We start from the raw sequence: 21,940 nt of genomic DNA on the forward strand, positions 1-21,940 counted from the left end.
ACAACAACTTAAATAATTGTCAAATGGTCGCACTAAGCGGCCATTTTTGATCCTGCCATTTAAAATTCTCTATTTGCCTTGCGTGTTAGCTACGCCTTCTTATTTTAAATTCCCCTGACTTTTTGCCCCGTTTGTAGCCGCCTCATTGGATTGTCATCAAAACTCCATTGACGATTCTTTGACAATAAAATGCTAGACCGACCGGTCTGTTGTGTATTGTTGTGTGTTCATCTTAACCACGAGGTGATGTATGAAACACGAATTGACGCCAACACAAATGACCATGACGTTGAACAGCATGCAGGGAGCTTTTGCACAGAAACCGATGCCAGCGATATCGGAGAGAATTGAGCAGCTGCTCGCACTTAAATCTGCGCTAATCGATTACACAGATCGTTTGTGTGTAGCCGTGAGTGAGGACTATGGTCACCGCAGCCGACAAGACACTTTGATGGCTGACATATTGCCTTGTATCGGAAATATTGATCACAGCATTGAGTGTTTACCTCATTGGTCGACATCTTCGATTCGTCATTCCGGCCCATTGCTTTCAACCTCTCGTGTTGAAGTGGTTTATCAACCCAAAGGCGTCGTCGGGATTATTGCTCCGTGGAATTTCCCGATCATGTTATCCGTCGGCCCACTTATTTCGGCGCTGGCTGCGGGAAATCGCGCCATGATCAAGATGAGCGAATTTACCCCAGCGACGAACCAAGTATTAACAGCGCTATTGGCGGAAGTTTTCCATGCCGATGAGGTGTGCTTGGTTGAAGGTGAGGTAGAAATCGCAGCCGCATTTTCGGCGTTGCCGTTTGATCATCTTCTGTTTACAGGGTCAACCCAAGTGGGTCGCCAAGTGATGAAGTCAGCGGCTGATACGCTAACCCCAGTCAAGCTAGAGCTGGGTGGAAAGTCGCCGGTTATCGTGGCAGAAGACATGCCGATTGATATTGCGGTAGAGCGAATTATTTATGGTAAAAGCCTAAACAACGGCCAAGTATGTGTCGCTCCAGATTACGTGCTACTCCCTGAAGATAAGCTCGAAGCCTTCATTTTGGAGTACAAAAAACAATATCAACAGCTATTTGATGAAGGGATCTACTCTGAGAGTTTAACCTCGCTCATTAACCCTCGCCAATGTGATCGTATTGCTGGTCTGTTGAATGAAGAGCAGGAAGCTGGGACACGAATCGTTGCTTGCCATGACGAATCGATGGACCTAAATACTCATCGGTTGGTGACACATTTGATCGTTGAACCAAGCCTGTCATCCAAGGTGATGAACGAAGAAATTTTCGGCCCATTATTACCTTTGATTACGTATCGCAATGTCGAAGAGGCGTTCCAAGTCATCAATAGCAAACCAAGGCCGTTAGCACTCTACCTGATGAGCTTTGATTTGAGTTTACAGGCTCAGGTTAAGCACCAAGTTCACTCCGGTGGCATGTGTATTAATGACTGTGTTTTCCATTTAGCGGTTGATGACGCGCCGTTTGGTGGCATTGGCGAATCAGGCCAGGGCAATTATCACGGTAAAGAAGGGTTTATCACTTTCTCTCACGCTAAAACTGTGTTGGAAACAGGTTTAGATCACCGCGTTAAGCATCTGTTTTCAAAAGAAGACAACGAATTAAAAACCGCAGTGATGGGCATGCTTGGCCAGTAAATCACTGTTGGTATGACACTGTTTATTTTTCAAAAAGTTATTTTCACGAAATTATTTTAAGAGGTTACTTTTATGTTGGAACGTTTTTTTGAACGTACGATCAAATCGTATTTGATGATTACAGGTTTCTTAACGGCGACGGCTTTTTCCACTTTCCTAGCGCCTGATTGGAGTATGCAGACGCTGTTCTCGTACAACGATACCATGATGGAAAACAAAGAGTATTTGCTCGGTACTTATCAACACTGGGGTGTGGTGGTTGGCTGTATTGGTGTGTTGTTGATGTTCTCGGCGAAGTACAAATCGCTGCGTACCTCAACCATGATTTACAGCGCATTTGAGAAGTCGATGTTTGTTGGCATCTTCTTATACAACGTGTGTATCAACGATTATGAGTGGTTCTATGGCAGCAACTCAAGAGTATGACCCCGCGCTCGACTTATTACATTGGATGTCGCAAGCCGCGCACTAATTCAAATCCTAACTCAGGTTAATCACAGAAAGGTTAGCCTCAGAAAAAGTTATTCGCAGAAATTGGAGAACGTCTTATGCAGACATTCAAGAAATCGTTAGTCTTCACTGCAATGGCCGCGGCAAGCAGTGCTGCTCTTGCGGCTGAATCAGAAAAACCGAATATTGTTGTTATTGTTGGCGATGATGTGGGCTTTGCCGATACTCAGCCTTATGGCTCAGAAGCGGATACCCCAAACCTAATGGCGCTGGCTGAAGAGGGGTTAAGTTTACTAACTTTCACGCGTCACCAACCTCATCGGTAACGCGCTCTATGATGTTAACCGGAGCAAATAGCCACGAGGTTGGGCTAGGCACCTTCGACTATGCCGTCTATCCGGGAGCTATTGGTAAGCCAGGCTATGAAGGTTATCTCACCAAAAAGGGCGTAACGGTAGCTACGTTACTTAAAGAGAGTGGCTACAACACCTATTTATCGGGTAAATGGCATTTAGGTCATGAAGATGGTTTTTTACCTGATGACCGGGGTTTCTCTGAAAGTTATGGCATTTTAGCTGGCGGTTCGAATCATTTTAATCGAGATATGATGTTCCCTGCCAAAAATGCTGCGACAGCCGATGCGCTGCAAAAAGGCGATATTCCCGGCGTCGAAGTTGAGCCAACTTACCGCAACGGTGAAGTGGTTGAGGATAAATACAAAGGCGAATACTCAGACCAAGTTTACACCAACGAGATCATCAAGATGATCGACAGCAAAAAAGACGACGGCAAGCCTTTCTTCGCTTACGTCCCATTCACCGGTATTCACCTGCCACTGCAAGCGCCTGAGTCTGCCTATCAAGATAAAGTCGATTACTACGTTGAACATGGTTGGGACTCGGTTCGAGAAGATCGTTTCCAACGCATGAAAGAGATGGGCGTGATTCCTAAAGAGGCTGATATCTCAGGACGTAATTCATTAAGCCGCCCTTGGGACTCGCTTTCTGAGAAAGAACAAAAGTGGTACGGCAAGAAAATGGCTGTCGCAATGGGCATGATGGAGATGCAGGACCAACAAGTCGGTCAGATAGTCGATTACCTGAAAGAAATCGGGGAATACGATAATACTTACATCATGTACCTAGCGGATAACGGCCCAGAAGCGGCGGATATTACCGGTGAAAATATCAGTGATTTGATCCGAACGTGGACTGCTCATCATTTCGATAATTCGACTGAAAATTTGGGTAAGGCGAACTCCAGTGTGTCACTTGGCCCTGAGTGGGCAAGCGCTTCAACCGGTGGCCTATCTTGGTACAAAGCTTACAAAGCTTACAAAGCTTACACAGCAGAGGGCGGTCTCCGTGTGCCATTTATCGTTAAGCCAGCCAAAGCGCTTTTAGCCGGTGAAGATGCGTTGCAACCGGGAACTCAGACAGACGACTTATCCCAAGTGAAGGACATTGCAGCCACGATTCTTGAGATTGCAGAGGTCGATCATCCAGGAACCGAATATCAAGGTCGAGAAGTGGCGCCGATGAGTGGTGTGAGCTTGTTGCCTTACTTCAAAGGGGAAACGGCAGACGTGCACAGTGCCAACAATGCGATTCCATTTGAATTGTTTGGTAGCGGGATTTTGCTTAAAGGTGATTACAAGATCATCCGAATTTCTACGGGAATGGGCGGTTACAGTGAGTGGCACCTATACAACACCAAGAAAGATCCTGCAGAGCAACATGACTTGATAAATGAAATGCCAGATCTGTTCCTTGAAATGGTCGCTGAATATCAAGAATACGAAAAAGCGCAAAATATCGTCCCGGTTGACGAAGCGTGGAACCCGTTTGAAAACGTGAAATAGAGGAAAAAACCACTCGGCCAACCTAATGCCATTAAGCTTGGTTGGCCGATGAACACCGTGTAAAGGAATTACGAATTGTTTTGGCTAATACAATAACTTTTACATCGAGGCACTCTTCATGACGACATTATCGCTATCAAACTTGAGTTCAATTCCACAGTTCAATGGCAAAGCACACAGCAAGCTTCAAGCGCTAGCAAAACCGATTGGGGCGGTGTGTAATATCAGCTTCACCTACTGCTATTACTTAGAAAAACAGCAGCTGCTTGAATACCCAAAAGGCTCTCAATATACGATGGATGAAGTCCTGTTAGAGCGTTATATCAAGCAGTACATAGAAGGGCAGAATACGCCTGAAATCATCTTTTCTTGGCATGGTGGAGAACCTACTTTGTTGGGGCTTGAGTACTTTCAAAAGGTCGTCGAGCTGCAGAAAAAATATTGTCCTAGCTACAGTAAGATCAGCAATGACCTTCAAACCAACGGCACGTTACTGAATGATGCGTGGTGTGAGTTCTTCAAGAACAATGACTTTATCATTGGCGTGAGTATTGATGGACCAGAGCACCTACATAATCACTACCGAACTAACCGTGCAGGCAAAGGCACTTTTTCTCAAACAATGCGTGGCATTCGCTACTTGAAACAACATAACGTCGAGTTCGCGACTCTAACCTGCGTGAATGATGTGACAGGTAAGTATCCATTAGAGGTCTATCGCTTTCTACGCGATGAAGTGGGTTCGAAGCAATTGCAGTTTATTCCTGTCGTCGATAAGCGCGAAGCTCACACCAACAATAAATGGTTGAGCAACCAACAAGCGATCATTCCCGTATCAGGCGAGGTTGAACCGTTGAGTGTCGGCTCTGCGCAATGGGGACAATTCCTCACTACCGTTTTTGATGAGTGGTTTGAACACGATTTTGGTCGAGTGTTAGTGCCGTACTTTGAAAATTTTGTCGGTGTATGGATGGGCAGAGAAAGCACCATGTGCACGCTGAGTGAGATCTGCGGCAAAGGGTTAGCGGTTGAGCCCAATGGCGATGTGTACTCATGTGACCATTATGTATTTCCTGAATTTCAGTTAGGTAATATTCAGGAACAAGCACTTTCAACTTTAGCCTTTTCGCCAAAGCAGCAGAGTTTTGGGTTCGCCAAACAGAAGTCTCTGCCGAAACAATGTCAAGCCTGTGAGTTTAAATTTGCATGTCATGGCGAATGCCCCAAAAACCGTATCATCACAAGCCGAGATGGTGAGGCGGGGTTAAATTATCTCTGTGAAGGTTGGCTGAGCTTCTTCAAGCATATCGACCCTGTTATTAAGGACTTATTCAAAGCCAATAATATCCCGTCTCGTCTGGGGTAACGGAGTAAGCGTGAATGGATTCAATCTAGATTTAAAGTTAGATAAAAGGCTCGCTAAATTGTGCGAGCCTTTTGGTATTTGGTAACGGGTATCTAGTCAGCCGATTCTTGGGCTGGGCTCATGGCGAGAAGAGTCTCTTCCATGGCATTGTTTAGAATCGAACGGTTACGCTGCATGGCGGCCATGAGCGTTGAGCCAAGCCATAAACCATAAAGCGTTCGAGATAGCGATTCTGGCTCTGCGATAGTGAAATCACCGGCCTCATTGCCTTCTTCAAACAGCTTCGCCATACGCAGGATGATCTTTTCCGCGCCTTCAGCCATGGTCGATTGCAACGGGTTTTCAGATCCAGCTACTTCTCCCGCCAGTTTTACGACAAGACATTGGATATTGAAGTCTTCAGTCAGTTTCGATGCACACCAAAACTCGAAATAGGCTTTAACGCGATCACGACGAGAAAGCGATTCATCACTTAAAAAGTCATCCAGCTTAGCGAGATGCTCATCAAAGTAGTTAGTAAGAAGGATCTCACCAAAGTGCTCTTTGGATTTAAAGTAGTGGTAAAAAGAACCCTTCGTGCCTTCCGCTTGGTTGATGATCTTCATCAGGCCAACACCAGCAAACCCGTGTTCATTAATAAGGCTAAATCCTGCATCGAGCATAGCTTGTCGCATGTCTTTCATTGTTCTTACTCTTTATGCTGAGAATGAGGAATAGTGTAACGAGCAACATACCAACCGTCCAGTCTAGCGCGTTAGGACGCGGTCAATAATTGACTCGTTTCGTCAAAGTAACTTTTTCTCTTATTGGCACTTCTAAGCGACAAAACTTTTTTCAAGATAAGCACATCCTATAAATCGAAAATAACAACCTTAAAGGGCCTGTTTGGTGCCTTAAAATGGCTAAATTTGGGTGTTTTAAGTTGCTGTTTTTGTTCGTTTTTAATTTGGTGTTTTCTTAAGATCGCAATGGTAGTCTTAGCTTAATTTCTTTAGGGGGCTAAATGGACACCAATAACAGCACTTATCATCACCACAATTTTGCTCAGCAAGACTTATCAGAGCTTACATTTACAGCCTGTACGTTTATCCGTTGTGATTTCAGACGTTCGAACTTACGTGATGCAACGTTTATTAACTGTAAGTTTATCGAACAAGGCGATATTGAGGGATGCCACTTCGATGTTGCAGATTTGCGTGATGCAAGTTTTCAGAACTGTCAGTTGGCGATGGCGAATTTTAGCAACGCGAATTGCTACGGTATTGAGTTACGTGATTGTGACCTGAAAGGGGCGAACTTTACTCGTGCTAACTTTGCCAACCAGGTAAGCAATAGAATGTATTTTTGCTCTGCGTATATTACGGGCTGTAATCTGTCATACGCCAATTTTGAACAAGCTTGTTTAGAGAAGTGTGAGCTGTTTGAGAACCGTTGGATAGGCACTTACCTTGGCGGCGCGTCACTGAAAGAGTCTGATCTTAGCCGAGGTGTGTTCTCGGAAGATGTATGGGGGCAATTCAGTATGCAAGGTGCTAATTTATGCCATGCTGAATTAGAAGGGTTAGATCCTCGCAAGGTAGACACATCGGGGATTAAAATCGTTGCTTGGCAACAAGAACAACTGCTTGAAAGCATGGGTATTGTGGTGATGCCTGATTAATAGGGCTAGCGAAGCGAGTAAATGGTATAGAGAAGGCGGTTGTTTTGTTTTCCTAACCATTGATAGACTACTGGCTCGCGGCTGCACATGTTTATATTCAATTTAATCTAGAGAAAATTATGACTATAGAAAATGTGCTTCCTGAAGATTATGCAGAAATGCTTAAGGTTTGGGAGAATTCGGTCCGAGCAACTCATGACTTTATTACAGAAGAAGATATTGAGTTTTTTAAACCTATCATCATGGAACATGCGTTCCCTGCGGTTTCTTTGAAATGCGTTAAAAATGAAAGTGGTTCGATAGTTGGCTTCGTGGGTGTCCATGATGCAAAAGTCGAGATGCTTTTCGTTTTGAATGAAGTTCGAGGGCAAGGCGTAGGTACGGTGCTGTTGCAACATGCGATTGAGCAGTTAGCAGCCACCAAAGTTGACGTTAATGAGCAAAACCCACAAGCGGTAGGTTTCTATCAGCACATGGGGTTTAAAGTAGAATCACGCTCACCACTTGATGATATGGGAAAACCATTTCCAATTCTGCATATGACGCTGTAAGACTCGGTTGTCGTATCACTCGGTTGTAATCAACCACAGTCGCTAGAAGAAAAGCCCAAAGCTAATAACTTTGGGCTTTTCCGTATCTGAACCAATGATAACCAAATTATCCAATATGAGGCAGATCTGAATAGGTGCGTGAACGAGGTGTTACTCACTTACAAAGTGGTGGTGTTTGTATTTCATACGGGATCTTGGTCACTGATCTTAGCGCTTAACATTACCCAAACGCCCTAATTAAATGTAACCATCGTCACAATTAATACTTGGTCAATACGTATAAATAGATCTTTATCACGTTTGTGTAATCTTATTTAAATCCTATAATTGGGCTTGCTATCAAATTTAAACTATTGACTTGTTGTTAATAATAAAATTGTAATTAAATTTCATGATAAATATGAGAGGTAGAGAATAACTAATCGTTTGACTCTGATATTTAAGTGACCTGGATCTCACTTTGTTGCCATTTCTCTATTCTTCTACTTCCATTGATAATAATCCCAACAAAAACGAACAAAGAATAACTGGGATATATTATGCTTTATGACCTTATTGACCACGACCTAATTGATGTTATTAACCACTCTGAATACAAGTGGGAAGATGCAGTTAAGGAAACGACTCGTTACCTACAAGATAAGGGCTACGTTACCGATAACTACGCAGACGCGATCATTCAGTCAACGCATGATAATGGACCTTATTACGTTCTTTGTCCAGGTATTGCTATGCCTCATGCCCGCCCAGAAGCAGGTGTACTAAAGACTGGACTTGGTATTCATGTCTTTTCTAACCCGGTGGATTTTGGGTCTGATATGGGGCCTGCCAATGTCTTATTAACATTAGCTGCAAAGGATTCAGATACACACATTGAGGTTATTCAAGCGCTTAGCGAAATGCTGGTTGATGAAGAAAACATTGCCAAACTGGCTGCTTCTTCTTCAAAAGCAGAAGTGCTTGAAATTATTAAAAGTTACTAATAATAACCTTTGAAAATAAGGAATATAACGTGTCTACAAATATAAGAGCCAAAGTGCAAGCTTTTGGTGGTCATTTGACTGCCATGGTATTGCCAAATATCGGAGCCTTCATTGCTTGGGGCTTCATTACCGCATTATTTATCCCAACAGGTTGGATGCCGAATGAGTATTTCGGTGAGCTTGTTGGTCCGATGATTACCTATTTATTACCATTATTGATTGGTTATACCGGTGGTCAGATTGTTGGTGACAAGCGTGGTGCTGTAGCTGGTGCTATCGGTACTATGGGTGTTATTGCCGGCGCCGAGATTCCAATGTTTGTTGGTGCAATGATCATGGGTCCACTAAGTGGCTGGGTGATTGTTCAAATCGATAAACGCCTGCAAGACAAGATCCCTTCTGGTTTCGAGATGGTGGTAAACAACTTCTCGCTAGGTATCTTCGGCATGTTGATGTGTCTATTTGCTTACGCGATTGTTGGTCCAGCTGTAACTGCAGCGAACCTATTCGTTAAATCGGGCATCGAAGCGCTTGTAGCGACTGGCTTCCTACCGTTACTTGCAATTATTAATGAACCAGCAAAAGTCTTGTTCCTGAACAACGCTATCGACCAAGGTATTTACTACCCACTAGGCCTACAAGCAGCAGCTGAAACAGGCAAATCTATCTTCTTTATGGTGGCGTCTAACCCTGGCCCTGGTTTAGGTATGCTTCTGGCTTACGCTAAGTTTGGTCAAGGTCTAAGTAAGAAATCAGCACCAAGTGCAATCATCATCCACTTCTTCGGTGGTATTCATGAGCTGTACTTCCCATACGTGCTAATGAAGCCAATCATGATTTTAGCGATGATTGCAGGTGCGGCAACAGGCATCGCAACGTTCAATCTACTTGATGGTGGTCTGGTTGCAGGTCCAAGTCCAGGTTCAATCTTCTCTTACCTAGCTCTAACACCAAAAGGCAGCTTCTTCGCGACCATCGCCGGTGTAACAACAGCAACGATTGTTTCTTTCTTAGTCGCAAGCGCAATCCTCAAAGTAAGCAAGAAAGAGGAGTCTGAAGAAGAGTTTGAGCAATCAATCACAGACATGAAAGATATGAAAGCTGAAGGTGCAGCAGCAAAATCGCCAGCACAAGCAGCGGTAAAAGCAGAAGCGAAAGACATTAAATTTGTCGCCTTTGCATGTGATGCAGGGATGGGCTCAAGCGCAATGGGGGCATCAACCTTTAAGCGCAAACTCGAAAAAGCCGGCTTTAACGTTGAAGTGAAGAACTTCGCAATCGAAAAAGTGCCGAGCAACGCGGACGTGGTGGTGACCCACGAGAGTCTAGAGAGTCGAGCAATCAAAGCAACAGGCCTGCCTGTGGTGACCATCAAGAACTTCCTACATGACCCAGCATTAGACAACCTAATGGACACCATCGGTCAGCAAGCTTAATTAATATTCTGGGGTCAGGTATTGGCCCCACTTTTCGGAGATAAAATCATGGTTCAAACAACTGCAGCGGTAATTTGTGGTGAGAAAGACGTTCAACTAAGAACCTTCGATCTACCAAAGATTTCAGATGATGAACTGCTGGTTAAAAACGTTTCAAACAGCATCTGTCTATCGACTTACAAAGCAGCACTCCTCGGCAGTAACCACAAACGTGTGCCTGAAAATATTGCTGAAGTACCTGTAATGACAGGCCATGAATACGCAGGTGTGATTGTAGAAGTAGGTGCTAACTTACAAGACCGTTTTAAGCCGGGCGAACCATTTGTACTGCAGCCCGCAATGGGCTTGCCAACAGGCTACTCAGCAGGCTACAGCTACGAGACATTCGGTGGTAACGCGACGTACTCAATCATCCCTAAAGTAGCGATTGATTTAGACTGTGTGCTGCCATACAAGAGTTCTTACTATGCAAACGCATCGCTTGCAGAGCCAATGTCTTGCATCATCGGTGCGTTCCACGCTAGCTACCACACAACCCCATACGTGTATGAACATCAAATGGGCATCAAAGAGGGCGGAGCGTTAGCGCTACTTGCATGTGCTGGCCCTATGGGTATTGGCGCGATTGATTACGCGATTAACGGCCCTGTGAAGCCAAGCCGTATTGTGGTGACTGATATCGATGAAGCTCGTCTCTCGCGCGCAGAAAGCCTTATCCCGGTATCAAAAGCGACCGAGAATGGTATTGAACTCCATTACGTAAACACAGCGAAAATTGATGACCCTGTTACGTACTTAAAAGAACTGAATGACGGCAATGGCTATGACGATGTCATGGTGTATGCAGCGGTTGCACAGGTGCTTGAGCAAGCTGATGAGCTATTAGGTAACGATGGCTGCCTGAACTTCTTTGCTGGTCCAACAGATAAGCAATTTAAAGTACCGTTCAACTTTTACAATGTGCATTATGAATCTACGCATATTGTAGGAACCTCTGGCGGTTCAACAGGGGATATGGTTGAATCCATTGAACTTTCGGAAGCGGGTAAGATCAACCCATCATTTATGCTAACTCACGTTGGTGGCTTAGAGGCGGCACCTCACACTATCCTAAATCAACTGGATATTCCGGGTGGTAAAAAGCTAATCTACCCGCATATTGACCTGCCACTGACGGCAATTGATGAGTTCCATAAGCTAGCAGAGCAAGACCCGTTCTTCGGCGAACTAGACCGAATTTTGAAAGATAACAACTACGTTTGGAACGAACTGGCAGAGAAAGCACTGCTTGAGTTCTACGGCGTTAGCCTAACGGCGTAATCGATGATTTCGTGGCAGCTACACTGCTGCCACGACCAATAAGGAACATGTTATTACGGTGCAAGACGAATTATTAGATGCCTTAGAAGAGTGCGAAACCGCCACTTGTTTTATCCAAGCATCTCATAAGCTGATTAGCGTTAAGTTAAAGCATTTGTTACCAAGGGTATTTGTTCAAGATCCTTTGGTGATTGAGTATGCCGTGACCCCTCTACTCAAAGAGGATGGTCCTTTGGTCGAGATTGATGTGGTATCAAAGCTGATGTTTGCGATGGGTAAGATCTCAATAGAGAGTTACGCAGATATTAACTTGTTTGACCAAATGCACGGTTTTGTCGCTCAGCAACAAGAGCCAATTTCGTTTAGTGATGATGTCATTTACGACTTCATCACTAATCAAGCGACGCTCTCAAAGAGCGACGGCAGCATCTATCTTGATTCGATTAACCAATTAAAATTTTCATCATTCGACTCCTTTTCTCAAGCTCGCTATGAGTCACTGGTCAAAACCGTGTTGAAGCTCGCTTGCGAAGGTTTGTTAGAAACCGTGGAGAACGAAATTTTAGATTAAGGCTTTTCATATGAAAGTTTCCCTAAATGTCAGTGGCTTTGAGAGCGAAGCTGTGTTTTCAGATAACAATATCGAACAAATTCATAAGCCATTGGTTGAAAAGTTTTCTCGTCTTTACCAAGAAAAGAACGAACGAACGGTTATATTCTTAGCTGCGCCTCCTGGCAGTGGAAAATCAACCCTAGCGGCATTCTGGGAGTACCTATCTCACACAATCCCAAATGTTGAACCATTGCAGGTGCTGCCTTTCGATGGCTTTCATTACCCGAACGAGATCCTCGATTCGAATTACACCATCCGCGGTGAAGAGAAGATAAAGCTGCGTAGTATTAAAGGCGCACACGAAACCTTTAACCTCACATCTCTTATCGACAAACTCAAGAAGCTAAAAGTTCAAGACCCAAAGTGGCCTTACTACGATCGTAACCTGCATGATCCAGTTGATGACGCAATCACCGTTGAAAAAGAGATTGTGGTGATTGAGGGAAATTGGCTTCTGCTCGATGAACCAGTATGGAGTGGGTTGAATGAGCTTGCTGATTTCACCATCTTCATCGATACCGCTCCTAAGTTTTTAGAAGAGCGTTTAGTGAACCGCAAGATTCGTGGTGGCTCAACGCTTGAAGAGGCTCTCGCTTTTTATAAAAGTTCAGATTCAAAGAATGTAGACATGGTTTTAAATCATTCTGTAAAAGCGGACCTAACTCTATATATGAACCAAGATGGTTCTTTTGATATCAATTAATTCTAGGAGGTCGCTATGAAGATCGTCGTCGACAGCCACACTCATACTCTTGCCAGCGGCCATGCTTACAGCACTATTATTGAGAACGCTAAAGCAGCACAGCATAAGGGGCTGAAACTTCTTTGTACAACGGATCATGCTCCTGAAATGCCGGGTGCCCCCCACTACTGGTTTTTCAACAATCAAAGAATTTTGCCCCGCTTTCTTCACTATGTTGGAATCCTGCGTGGAGTGGAAGCAAACATCACCAACATTGAAGGAGACTTAGATCTATCCCCTTCAACCTATCAGCACCTTGACTGGACCATTGCCAGCTTCCACGAACCTGTGTTTCCTCCATCCACTGAAGAGATACATACCCAAGCCCTCATTAATATAATTGAGGGGGGAAAGGTTGATGTGCTTGGGCACCTTGGTAACCCAAATTACCCATTTGATATTCGAGCCGTGCTTGAGTGTGCTAAACAGCACAATGTGGCGATTGAGGTGAACAATACCTCTTTGACGGGAAAAAGCCGCAAGGGGAGTGATGTACGCTGTTCTATGATTGTGGAGATTGGAAAGCAAGTCGGGGTTTATTTCTCGACAGGCTCAGATGCCCATTTTTGTGAAGAGATAGGGCGTGTAGATCTCGCCATAGCGCTCCTTGAAAAGCATGATGTGGAAGAAGACAAAATAATCACTACCTCAACATCCCGCTTTTTGAACTTTTTATTATTGCGCGGTAAGAGTCGAATCGAAGAATTTGTACACTTATATTAAGTGTGTTGTTGAGTTAATGATTACTGGTATCAAAAAGCCCAAAGCTAATAACTTTGGGCTTTTCCGTATCTGGTAACCAGCATTTTATAATGAATTTTTAAAAAGAGAATGCTTGGTGATAGAGAACTGATTGGTTGATTAATGCATGCCTGAGCGCATTTTGTCGGCGAGCGCAAAGAAGACAAAAATGACGAAGCATACTAGAGCAACACACAGTGAAGCTATGATTGTAGTTGCGTCTTTTGATATCAATGGAACAACGATAGAAGCTAATGCAACCAACATAACCAAGATATGAACGACTCGTCCGATGATTGGGTTTTTATGACAGAATGAAGCCCAGAGGTAACGCATTTTTAACACCAGTATAATATTAGTGGTTTTATTCTATTTTCTTAATGAGTGTTTTGTAAATAATATTCTATAACAAGAACCTGTAAATATGAACTAAGTCATCATTGTATAAAACTAGTTAAATAACAGGAGTTTATCAATAGAAAAAAGATTGCCTCTCATTTTTATAAGAAAACATAGTATTCGGTATTGTGTTGGATATTAAGCTAAAATTTGTTCAATTTTGATTTCTTGACTTAAGATCTCATTTACTGAGTGTTTTGTTAAGAGATCGTTTGCGTATAGCCATTGATGCCATAAATACCAACCGAATTAGAATCAGCCTTGAGCCTGTTATTCGTTTTACGTTATTTATCAAAGCGACTCCTCAAATTGAGATCGAAGTAATCTTGTGAGTTTTTCGGTTTGATATACTCAGTATTCATTCGATAAAGATGATGGAGATGATATGTCGAAAACCGCGAAGATCATTAATGAAGATAAACTAGTGAAAAAAGCAGTTGAGGTCGGTTTTAAAATGGCTAAATTGCAAGGTTTTGATTTGCCACATTCATCTCAACCAATAAAGGTCAAAGCGGTGTACTTGTTTCTTGTTGAAGTAAATCAGATCACGCCGTTACCAGAAAGTAAGCTTGATGGGGCAAACATTAAAAAGCGTCTGGCGCTATGGATACATAAAGCATTGCCTGACAATGATCCCTTGAAGTAAACCTTTTCCAAGCTGATATTTCTGGACTCGTTTCCTCTGAGTTCATTATTCATCGATATGTTAGATAAGAAACCTAGCGAGCTCTCGCTAGGTTTTTTTGTTTTTGAGGCCGATATTTTAATAGTGGATAGCGAGTCACTGCCATTCGAAGCGTTGTTATCTACTCGATAGAATGTTCAACACTGAGAGTGTTGGTGATTTATGCCGCTTGATTGGCAATCTGAGCACATAATTTACTAATGACTCTAACCTTCTTTTGACGCTTATTCGGTTAAAGACATTTTCTTAAGATCTCCACCGATCAAATACATTAGAACTCAAAGTATTATTTAATTCATGCTGACCGCTATTAAATGTGACACAGATCACTAATCTTTGTTTTTTAAAGTTAAGGTGTTGATCTTAGTAGGGGGTAAATGCTCATAATAAAAAGGAATTTAATTAGAGTTCAAAGGAATTTCTCGGTATGATTACATCAGCGCCTTGGGTGTTGTGTCCAGAAGTGATAGAAAAAACGAGTGAAGAATGGAGTTTTCGCGAGCCCAAAGCTTCAGATGGCAACGACATTTATCGACTGATTTCAGAATGTCCGCCACTAGACACCAACTCGTCATATTGCAATTTTTTGCAATCCACTCACTTTAGTAAAACTTGTATTTTGGTTGAGAACAAAGGTGAGCTTGCGGGCTTTATCTCGAGTTATCAAAAACCGAGTGAGCCTAATGTTCTCTTTATTTGGCAAGTTGCAGTTGCCCCTCGATTTAGAGGTCACTCTTTAGCTTACAAGATGTTGAACAGCTTACTTCGTCGAGAGTGGCTGAAGAGTATAGAAGCTATTGAAACAACCATTACTAAGTCAAATCAAGCGTCTTGGGCACTCTTTAAAAAGCTAGACGCAAAAAATAGTAGCACTGGAAAAGTGACCACTTTCTTAGATGAAAATGTTCATTTTAAAGGGCTGCACGATACTGAGTATTTGTATCGAATACCCCTTAAATAATCATTAACTTATAGGAATCAAATAACGGCCTTATCATGGATATTTTTAAAAAGCAGGAATCTAACGTACGTTCATACTCGAATAGTTTTCCAGTCACTTTTGCTAAATCAAAAGGCTGCTGGCTTGAAACAAAACAAGGTGATCGTTACCTCGATTTTCTTGCTGGAGCAGGATCTCTCAATTACGGTCATAACAATCCAATACTTAAGCAAGCTTTACTTGAGTATATTGAAATGGATGGAATTACACATGGCTTGGATATGCATTCAGAAGCCAAAGCTGAATTCCTAGAAGCTCTTAGTCGCTTTATTTTGGAACCTCGAGCATTAGATTACAAAGTTCAATTTACCGGCCCGACAGGAACAAATGCGGTTGAGGCAGCGATTAAGTTGGCGAAAAAAGTAAAAAGTCGAAGCAGTATTGTTGCATTTACCAATGGTTTTCATGGTTGTACGGCGGGTGCATTGGCTGCTACAGGCAACCAACACCACAGGCAAGGTGCGGGCTCAAATCTCAACAACGTTACGCGTTTGCCATTTGAAGGTTACGCTGGAATCGATGGTTTAAAATTATTTGAAACGATGTTAACCGATAATTCCGCTGGTATGGATAAACCTGCTGCCGTTTTATTGGAAACGGTTCAGGGTGAAGGTGGGTTAAATGTCGCTTCAAATGAGTGGCTACAGAAGTTAAGCAAAATCTGTAAAGCCCACGATATCCTACTTATTGTGGATGATATTCAAGCCGGTTGTGGTCGAACAGGAACGTTTTTTAGCTTTGAACCTTCAGGTATAAAACCAGATATCGTTACGCTATCTAAGTCGATAAGTGGTTATGGCTTACCGATGGCTGTGGTTTTATTAAAGCCTGAACTAGACAAGTGGGAGCCGGGAGAACACAACGGCACCTTCCGTGGTAACAACCATGCGTTCATTACTGCTGCTAAAGCGTTAGAAATGTATTGGTCAAATGATGATTTTGAAAATCATATTCAACGTAGCTCAAGCATGGTCGATGATGTCATTCAACGCAATCTCAAGCGTTTCCCTGAGCTATTTGTTCAACGCAAGGGACGCGGAATGATGATTGGCATTGAATGTAAAGATGGGAACACAGCTGATGAGATTGCAAAAGTGTGTTTTGACAAGGGCATGGTAATTGAGACCGCAGGTCCAAACGATGAAATCTTGAAGTTCTTTTGTCCATTAACCATTTCAGAATCGGAATTGATGCAAGGTTTAACTATTTTCGAAGACTCAGTTGAAGTGGTAGCAACCAAGCATTTCAAGAAAGCATCGTAATAGGGAGAGTAAAATGATTGTTAGAACACTTGATGAATGTCGTAATAGTGAAAGACGTATTGTATCGGATAACTGGGAAAGCACTCGCATGTTATTGAAAGATGACAATATGGGATTTTCTTTTCATATCACAACAATTTACGAAGCGACAGAAACACATATCCATTACCAAAACCACTTGGAGTCTGTGTTTTGTATGAGTGGTGAAGGGGAGATTGAAGTCGTTGGTGGTAAAACTTACCCAATCAAACCCGGTACGTTGTACATCCTAGATAAGAATGATGAGCATTATTTACGCGCATATAAAAACAAAGAAATGACAATGGCTTGTGTGTTTAACCCACCAATTACTGGCGCTGAAGTACACGATGAAAACGGCGTTTATCCACTCGTTGATTAACCCATATCTTCAGGGGTGATATCTCACCCCGCTCCCTATTATTTCGTCTTTAATCTCTTCAAGAACAAAAGGTCTTTTATGACATTTACCGTAGAAAAAATCGGCGGTACATCAATGACAGCATTTGATGCTGTGCTCGACAATATTATTCTCCGCCCTCAAAATCCTTATAACCGAATCTTTGTTGTGTCCGCTTACAGCGGTATGACGGATGCATTGTTGGAATGTAAAAAAACAGGTAAGCCTGGTGTCTATCAATTGATAGCGATGCGTGACGATTCGTGGAAGGATGCTCTATCTTATATTGAACGCCGCATGCTATTGACCAATGAGCATATTTTTGCGGATCCAATGAATCGTATGAGAGCAGATAAGTTCATCCGGTCTCGTATTTCAGAAGCCAAAAACTGTATTACTAACATTCTTGAAACGTGCCAATACGGACAGTTTTCACTGAGACATTATTTACCACAGATTAGAGAGTTTCTTTCTTCAATTGGAGAGTCACATAGTGCATACAACACGGCTCTTAAATTAAAAAACATTGGTATAAATTCGACCTTTGTTGACCTTTCTGGTTGGGACAACAAAACCCCTCAAAGTTTGGACGATACGATTAGAGAGGCTTTCTCTGACATTGATGTTACTGAGGAGCTTCCCATAGTAACTGGTTATGCGTATTGCAAAGAAGGTTTGATGCATACTTATGATCGTGGTTACAGTGAGATGACGTTTAGTCGTATCGCTACTATTACTGAGGCATCATTGGCGATCATCCATAAGGAGTATCACTTTAGTTCGGCTGACCCAAAAGTCGTTGGTGTAGGTTCGGTTAAACCGATTGGGGCAACTAATTATGATGTTGCCGATCAACTGGCTAACCTTGGTATGGAAGCTATTCACTCTAATGCGGCTGCTGGGTTACGAGAAAGTGGCATAGAACTGCAAATCAAAAACACCTTCGAGCCAGAACATGAGGGAACACTGATTTCTTCTGATTACCGACCAGACACGAATCACATTGAGATCATTGCCGGAAAACAGAAGGTATATGCGTTACATGTTTTTGACCAGGGAATGGTCGGTAAGGCGGACAATGTTAGTTATGAGTTAATGGAGATTATCGCAGATGCTAGAGTGAACCTTATTGGTAAAGAGATGAACGCCAATTCTATTACCTATTATCTAGGTGGTAGCACCGAGAGTTTAAACAAGGTGTCTTATAAGGCTGAGAAACGTTACCCTCAGGCATCTATTTCAGGTCGAATGGTCGCTATAATCTCAGCGATCGGTTCTCAAATTGATACCAATAAAACGCTCGCTAATGGTGTATTGGCTTTGATGAACCATAGTGTTACGCCTATTGCATTACATTCGTCTATGAGAAACGTAAATGTGCAATTTGTTGTGAGTGATGACAAGTATCAACAAGCGATTTGCGCGTTGCATGAAGAATTCTTTGACCAAGATAAAAGAACCGAGACATCGGTGAATGCAGCATAAAATTTAACAGTGGAGGGCTCACCCTCCACTGTTAAATTTTCATGGAAAAGCAAAACATCAACTGCAAATTAACGATCGCCTGTATCTATTTTGATCACACAGCAACATCAGATATGAGTATTACTACTCTTGATACTTATCGAGCTTGTTATAAAGCGTTTTGATGCTGATTCCCAAGTCTTGTGCTGTTTCCTTTTTGTTGCCTTCATTTTCTTCGAGCGTATTGATAATCGCCGCTTTCTCAATCTTCTCAAGAGAAACACCCGCCGGAACCATATCCTCAACGGTAGTCCCTGTTTCTAAAGGAGGAGTATCAAAAATTAGGTGTTCATCTTTAATCGTCTCATCTGCCAATATAAAAGCTCTTTCAATACAGTGTTTTAATTCCCTGACATTCCCTGGCCATGCATGGGCTGATATTTTTTGAAGCGCTGATGTGAAAATGGTCTTCGCAGTGGTTTCATTTGCGTTGCGATGAGCAATAAAATGTTTTGCTAAGCCGACGATGTCGTCGCCTCTTTCACGCAATGGAGGGACATGTATGGGGAAGTGAGCCAACCTGAAATAGAGATCCTCTCTCAAAAACTGTTCTTCAATAGCGACTTGTGGATCTCGGTTTGTCGCTGCAATGACTCGAGTATTAGCGATACTCGTTGCATTACTGCCTACAGGGCGATATTCACCTGTTTCTAAAACTCGTAGTAATTTGACCTGGTGTTCAAGTGGCATTTCGGTGATTTCGTCGAGAAACAATGTGCCACCTTCTGCTTGCCTAAACACCCCTTGGTGTGTGCGATTCGCCCCTGTAAAAGCGCCTTTTTCATGACCAAATAATTCACTATCAACTAACTCAGGGCTGATAGCACCGCAGTTGATCGCAATAAAAGGTTGGTTTTTACGATCACTGGCAAGGTGAATCGTTTGTGCGACTAATTCTTTACCTGCCCCACTTTCGCCGACAATCAAAACATTGGTGTCAGTCTTCGCGACTCTTCTTAAAGTTCGATACAGCTTATGCATGGGCTTAGAAGAACCGACTAACATACCGAACTGGTCTAAATCGCTGGTGGACACTTTACGCCCTTCTTCCTGCTTCTGGAGGAAGTATTGACTGAAGTCTGCAAGGGTATCTTCCAATATTTGCATGTCGACGGGCTTTCTATAATGGAAGATTGCGCCATGGTTCATCATCATGTCTAAATTTTTGTTTGGCGTACCTGTACTGATAATAATCAAGTCCATTTCGTCCAACCCTGTTGCACTCGATAAGGACTTAAAATCATCGTTAGTAAATCGAGAGACTTCAACAATAGCAGTATCTGGTTGCAGTTGTTGTAGCTTGTCAATCCAATGAACACCCATAGTACTTTGAATTATTTCAAAGCTTGATAATTCATCTAGAGAGTTTATTTTAGACCGCAATAATTCATCTTTTAACTCTATAAAAAGTGTCGGTAATGACATGATTTAACTCTCTTTTTGTACGACAGAAAACGACCTTGATAATAACATAATGTCCTTCAAATACGAATCTATCATTTACTATACGCCACCTTTTAAATGTAGTTACAATATTACTGATAGTAGAAGTGGCTAATTAACAGTATTGATATTAATTATTCTAGGATCTCTATTGATGATAATTTTTACAAAATACTCGTGTAATTAATACACCTCCGATTATTTTACCAATGGTAAATTTTCAAAATTAAAGTGTAAATCCTTTATTTTCAGTCAGTTAAAAAGTTGGCATGCTGGTTGCAATTGTACAAGTGTCAGTTAACTAGAGGAGATAATTAATGAGAAATACTGCAAGTAAAATATTATTAGCTACTTTGATTGCAACTTCTTCATCAACTGTTTTTGCTAATAGCATGTGGGAAAAAGAAACTTTCGATGCGTGGATTGATGGAAAAGCAGAAACGACTTTATTACTGAATACTAATTTAAACTCATTTGACATCAACACCTACGTTAAAAATCGAGTGGTTACTTTAACTGGCTCGGTTAAAAATGAAACAGAGAAAGATTTGGCAGAAGAGTTAGTGCTAAGCCTAGATGACGTTAAGTCTGTAAAAAACGAACTTATAGTGATTGATGAAGACAAAGAAAAAACACCCGCAGCCGTACAAGCTTTGACAGATGCTCACATAAAGACACTGGTAATCACTCGTTTATTAATGAATACCAATGTTAGTGGTAGCGATATTCAAGTTGAAACCGAAAACAGTGTGGTTATCTTGAAAGGTTCAGTTTCATCAAGCAGTGAACACGACTTAGCTTTATCTATAGCAAATAATACCCCGAATGTAGAGAGAGTGGTGGATAAATTAAATATTATTTAACCTCTCTACAATTGGTAATTTATTAAAAATTGGGGAATAACGATGATTCGCTGGTCGCTAATATTTTTTATTGTCGCAATTATTGCCGCCCTATTGGGATTTAGTGGTATCGCTGGGGCTGCTGCGACAGTAGCAAAGATCATATTTTATATATTTGCAATATCACTACTGGTTTCAGTTGTAATTATGTTGATGAATAAAAACAAACATTAGGAGTTTATATGAACATCAAATCGAACGCTTACCGTTTTTTAACTATTGTGGGTATTACATTCGCACTTGCGGCATGTAGTGATGAAGGTCCGATGGAACAAGCCGGGGAAAATGTAGATGAGGCTGTAGAGGATACTCAAAACGCAATAGAAGATAGCTGTGAGAATATTAAAGAGCATTTAGATGCGAAAGATGAAGATTGCTAGAACTGTCATCTAGAGTGCAATGAGGTGCCAAAATCCTCATAAAAATAAACCAATGAAGTAGGAATTAGACATGAAAAATATATTTGATGTGCTCAAAGACAGTCATGAAAAGCAACGACTTTTGATGGATGCGTTACTCCAAACTTCGGGAGACACACAAGCTAGGCAAGAACTCTATGTTAATCTTAAGGATGAGTTAACCAAGCATGCGATTGCAGAAGAGCGCCATTTTTATGCACCTTTGATCGAGAGTGATAAATCCATTGACATGACTAGACATGGAATCGCTGAACATCATGGAATCGACAAAATACTCGCTCAACTCGATGATACAGAGATGTCTTCACCAGCTTGGCTTGTTTTAATGAAAACATTAAAAGATAAGGTTGAACATCATTTAGAAGAAGAAGAGCAGCGTTTTTTTCAAACCGCAGGTCGAGTCTTAGATACTGAACAAAAAGAAACATTAGCTCGTAAATATGAAAAAGAGGTTGCTTGAATCACGAAGTAATCAAATTCTTTAAATAAGTATAAAACT

22 protein-coding genes and 3 pseudogenes are annotated in these 21,940 nt (G+C 42.0%); 22 read left to right on the forward strand and 3 right to left on the reverse strand.

Going from position 1 to position 21,940, the window contains the following annotated elements; all coding sequences use genetic code 11:
• Positions 1-250: 250 nt before the first annotated feature.
• The 5 genes and pseudogenes from A136_RS08030 to A136_RS08045 all read left to right on the forward strand — a co-directional run bounded on the left by A136_RS08030 (position 251) and on the right by A136_RS08045 (position 5,343).
• Positions 251-1,666 carry a coniferyl aldehyde dehydrogenase gene (locus tag A136_RS08030; RefSeq protein WP_017065184.1) on the forward strand — a complete coding sequence of 472 codons (1,416 nt, stop codon included), beginning with the start codon at positions 251-253 and terminating at the stop codon, positions 1,664-1,666.
• A gap of 72 nt (positions 1,667-1,738) precedes the next feature.
• A pseudogene (locus A136_RS08035) lies at positions 1,739-2,074 on the forward strand (hypothetical protein); the annotation flags it as partial.
• Positions 2,070-2,138 (forward strand): annotated as a pseudogene (locus A136_RS22585) (tetratricopeptide repeat protein); the annotation flags it as partial. The pseudogenes A136_RS08035 and A136_RS22585, both read left to right, overlap by 5 nt.
• A 76-nt stretch (positions 2,139-2,214) precedes the next feature.
• Positions 2,215-3,977: pseudogene (locus A136_RS08040) on the forward strand (arylsulfatase).
• A gap of 118 nt (positions 3,978-4,095) precedes the next feature.
• On the forward strand, positions 4,096-5,343 hold the full coding sequence (locus A136_RS08045) for an anaerobic sulfatase maturase (protein WP_017065187.1): 1,248 nt from the start codon (positions 4,096-4,098) through the stop codon (positions 5,341-5,343).
• 92 nt (positions 5,344-5,435) lie between these two features.
• Here A136_RS08045 and A136_RS08050 read toward each other — a convergent pair whose 3' ends face one another.
• Positions 5,436-6,026: a TetR/AcrR family transcriptional regulator gene (locus tag A136_RS08050; RefSeq protein ID WP_017061080.1), complete on the reverse strand. Its 591-nt coding sequence runs from the start codon at positions 6,024-6,026 to the stop codon at positions 5,436-5,438.
• 320 nt (positions 6,027-6,346) lie between these two features.
• Between A136_RS08050 and A136_RS08055 the strand changes: the two genes are divergently transcribed.
• From A136_RS08055 to A136_RS08090, 8 genes are all read left to right on the forward strand, one after another.
• Positions 6,347-7,003, forward strand: a complete 657-nt coding sequence (locus A136_RS08055) for a QnrS family quinolone resistance pentapeptide repeat protein (RefSeq protein ID WP_017065188.1) — start codon at positions 6,347-6,349, stop codon at positions 7,001-7,003.
• Positions 7,004-7,122: 119 nt separating this feature from the next.
• Complete coding sequence (locus tag A136_RS08060; RefSeq protein ID WP_017065189.1) at positions 7,123-7,554, forward strand: GNAT family N-acetyltransferase; 432 nt, start codon at positions 7,123-7,125, stop codon at positions 7,552-7,554.
• A 539-nt stretch (positions 7,555-8,093) separates the two neighbouring features.
• The gene (locus tag A136_RS08065) at positions 8,094-8,537 is read left to right on the forward strand and encodes a PTS sugar transporter subunit IIA (protein WP_017065190.1); all 444 of its coding nucleotides are present in this window, start codon (positions 8,094-8,096) and stop codon (positions 8,535-8,537) included.
• A 29-nt stretch (positions 8,538-8,566) separates the two neighbouring features.
• The gene (locus A136_RS08070) at positions 8,567-9,973 is read left to right on the forward strand and encodes a PTS mannitol transporter subunit IICB (protein ID WP_029235290.1); all 1,407 of its coding nucleotides are present in this window, start codon (positions 8,567-8,569) and stop codon (positions 9,971-9,973) included.
• Positions 9,974-10,021: 48 nt separating this feature from the next.
• A complete protein-coding gene (locus A136_RS08075) occupies positions 10,022-11,293 on the forward strand; it encodes a zinc-binding dehydrogenase (RefSeq protein WP_017065192.1) in 1,272 nt (423 codons plus the stop codon).
• Positions 11,294-11,351: 58 nt separating this feature from the next.
• Positions 11,352-11,864, forward strand: a complete 513-nt coding sequence (locus A136_RS08080) for an MltR family transcriptional regulator (RefSeq protein WP_017065193.1) — start codon at positions 11,352-11,354, stop codon at positions 11,862-11,864.
• A gap of 10 nt (positions 11,865-11,874) precedes the next feature.
• Positions 11,875-12,609 carry a nucleoside/nucleotide kinase family protein gene (locus tag A136_RS08085; RefSeq protein WP_017065194.1) on the forward strand — a complete coding sequence of 245 codons (735 nt, stop codon included), beginning with the start codon at positions 11,875-11,877 and terminating at the stop codon, positions 12,607-12,609.
• Positions 12,610-12,624: 15 nt separating this feature from the next.
• A complete protein-coding gene (locus A136_RS08090; RefSeq protein WP_017065195.1) occupies positions 12,625-13,371 on the forward strand; it encodes a phosphatase in 747 nt (248 codons plus the stop codon).
• Between the two features lie 138 nt (positions 13,372-13,509).
• On the opposite strand, the gene A136_RS08095 is transcribed toward A136_RS08090, so the two are convergent.
• Positions 13,510-13,725: a hypothetical protein gene (locus A136_RS08095; RefSeq protein WP_017065196.1), complete on the reverse strand. Its 216-nt coding sequence runs from the start codon at positions 13,723-13,725 to the stop codon at positions 13,510-13,512.
• Between the two features lie 448 nt (positions 13,726-14,173).
• Between A136_RS08095 and A136_RS08100 the strand changes: the two genes are divergently transcribed.
• The 5 genes from A136_RS08100 (at position 14,174) to A136_RS08120 (ending at position 18,638) form a co-directional block, all read left to right on the forward strand.
• Positions 14,174-14,434 carry a DUF5062 family protein gene (locus A136_RS08100; protein ID WP_010431978.1) on the forward strand — a complete coding sequence of 87 codons (261 nt, stop codon included), beginning with the start codon at positions 14,174-14,176 and terminating at the stop codon, positions 14,432-14,434.
• A 466-nt stretch (positions 14,435-14,900) separates the two neighbouring features.
• Positions 14,901-15,434: a diaminobutyrate acetyltransferase gene (ectA, locus tag A136_RS08105; protein ID WP_010431975.1), complete on the forward strand. Its 534-nt coding sequence runs from the start codon at positions 14,901-14,903 to the stop codon at positions 15,432-15,434.
• 35 nt (positions 15,435-15,469) lie between these two features.
• On the forward strand, positions 15,470-16,735 hold the full coding sequence (gene ectB / locus A136_RS08110; protein WP_010431972.1) for a diaminobutyrate--2-oxoglutarate transaminase: 1,266 nt from the start codon (positions 15,470-15,472) through the stop codon (positions 16,733-16,735).
• A gap of 13 nt (positions 16,736-16,748) precedes the next feature.
• The gene (locus A136_RS08115; RefSeq protein WP_010431969.1) at positions 16,749-17,135 is read left to right on the forward strand and encodes an ectoine synthase; all 387 of its coding nucleotides are present in this window, start codon (positions 16,749-16,751) and stop codon (positions 17,133-17,135) included.
• A gap of 78 nt (positions 17,136-17,213) precedes the next feature.
• A complete protein-coding gene (locus tag A136_RS08120) occupies positions 17,214-18,638 on the forward strand; it encodes an aspartate kinase (protein WP_010431966.1) in 1,425 nt (474 codons plus the stop codon).
• A 123-nt stretch (positions 18,639-18,761) separates the two neighbouring features.
• On the opposite strand, the gene A136_RS08125 is transcribed toward A136_RS08120, so the two are convergent.
• Positions 18,762-20,102, reverse strand: coding sequence for a sigma-54 interaction domain-containing protein (locus A136_RS08125; protein ID WP_017065197.1), 1,341 nt, complete (start codon positions 20,100-20,102; stop codon positions 18,762-18,764).
• Between the two features lie 335 nt (positions 20,103-20,437).
• On the opposite strand from A136_RS08125, the gene A136_RS08130 reads away from it, so the two are divergent.
• The 4 genes from A136_RS08130 (at position 20,438) to A136_RS08145 (ending at position 21,901) form a co-directional block, all read left to right on the forward strand.
• Positions 20,438-20,983: a BON domain-containing protein gene (locus A136_RS08130; protein WP_017065198.1), complete on the forward strand. Its 546-nt coding sequence runs from the start codon at positions 20,438-20,440 to the stop codon at positions 20,981-20,983.
• Between the two features lie 42 nt (positions 20,984-21,025).
• Entirely contained in the window at positions 21,026-21,196 is a 171-nt protein-coding gene (locus tag A136_RS08135; RefSeq protein WP_017065199.1) for a DUF1328 domain-containing protein, read from the forward strand.
• Between the two features lie 8 nt (positions 21,197-21,204).
• Positions 21,205-21,402 (forward strand): hypothetical protein, encoded by a 198-nt coding sequence (locus A136_RS08140; protein ID WP_010431955.1) that lies wholly within the window; start codon positions 21,205-21,207, stop codon positions 21,400-21,402.
• A gap of 70 nt (positions 21,403-21,472) precedes the next feature.
• Positions 21,473-21,901, forward strand: a complete 429-nt coding sequence (locus A136_RS08145) for a hemerythrin domain-containing protein (RefSeq protein WP_017065200.1) — start codon at positions 21,473-21,475, stop codon at positions 21,899-21,901.
• Positions 21,902-21,940 lie beyond the last annotated feature (39 nt).

The sequence above is a fragment of the Vibrio crassostreae 9ZC13 genome (assembly GCF_000272045.2).
GTDB lineage: Bacteria > Pseudomonadota > Gammaproteobacteria > Enterobacterales > Vibrionaceae > Vibrio > Vibrio crassostreae_C.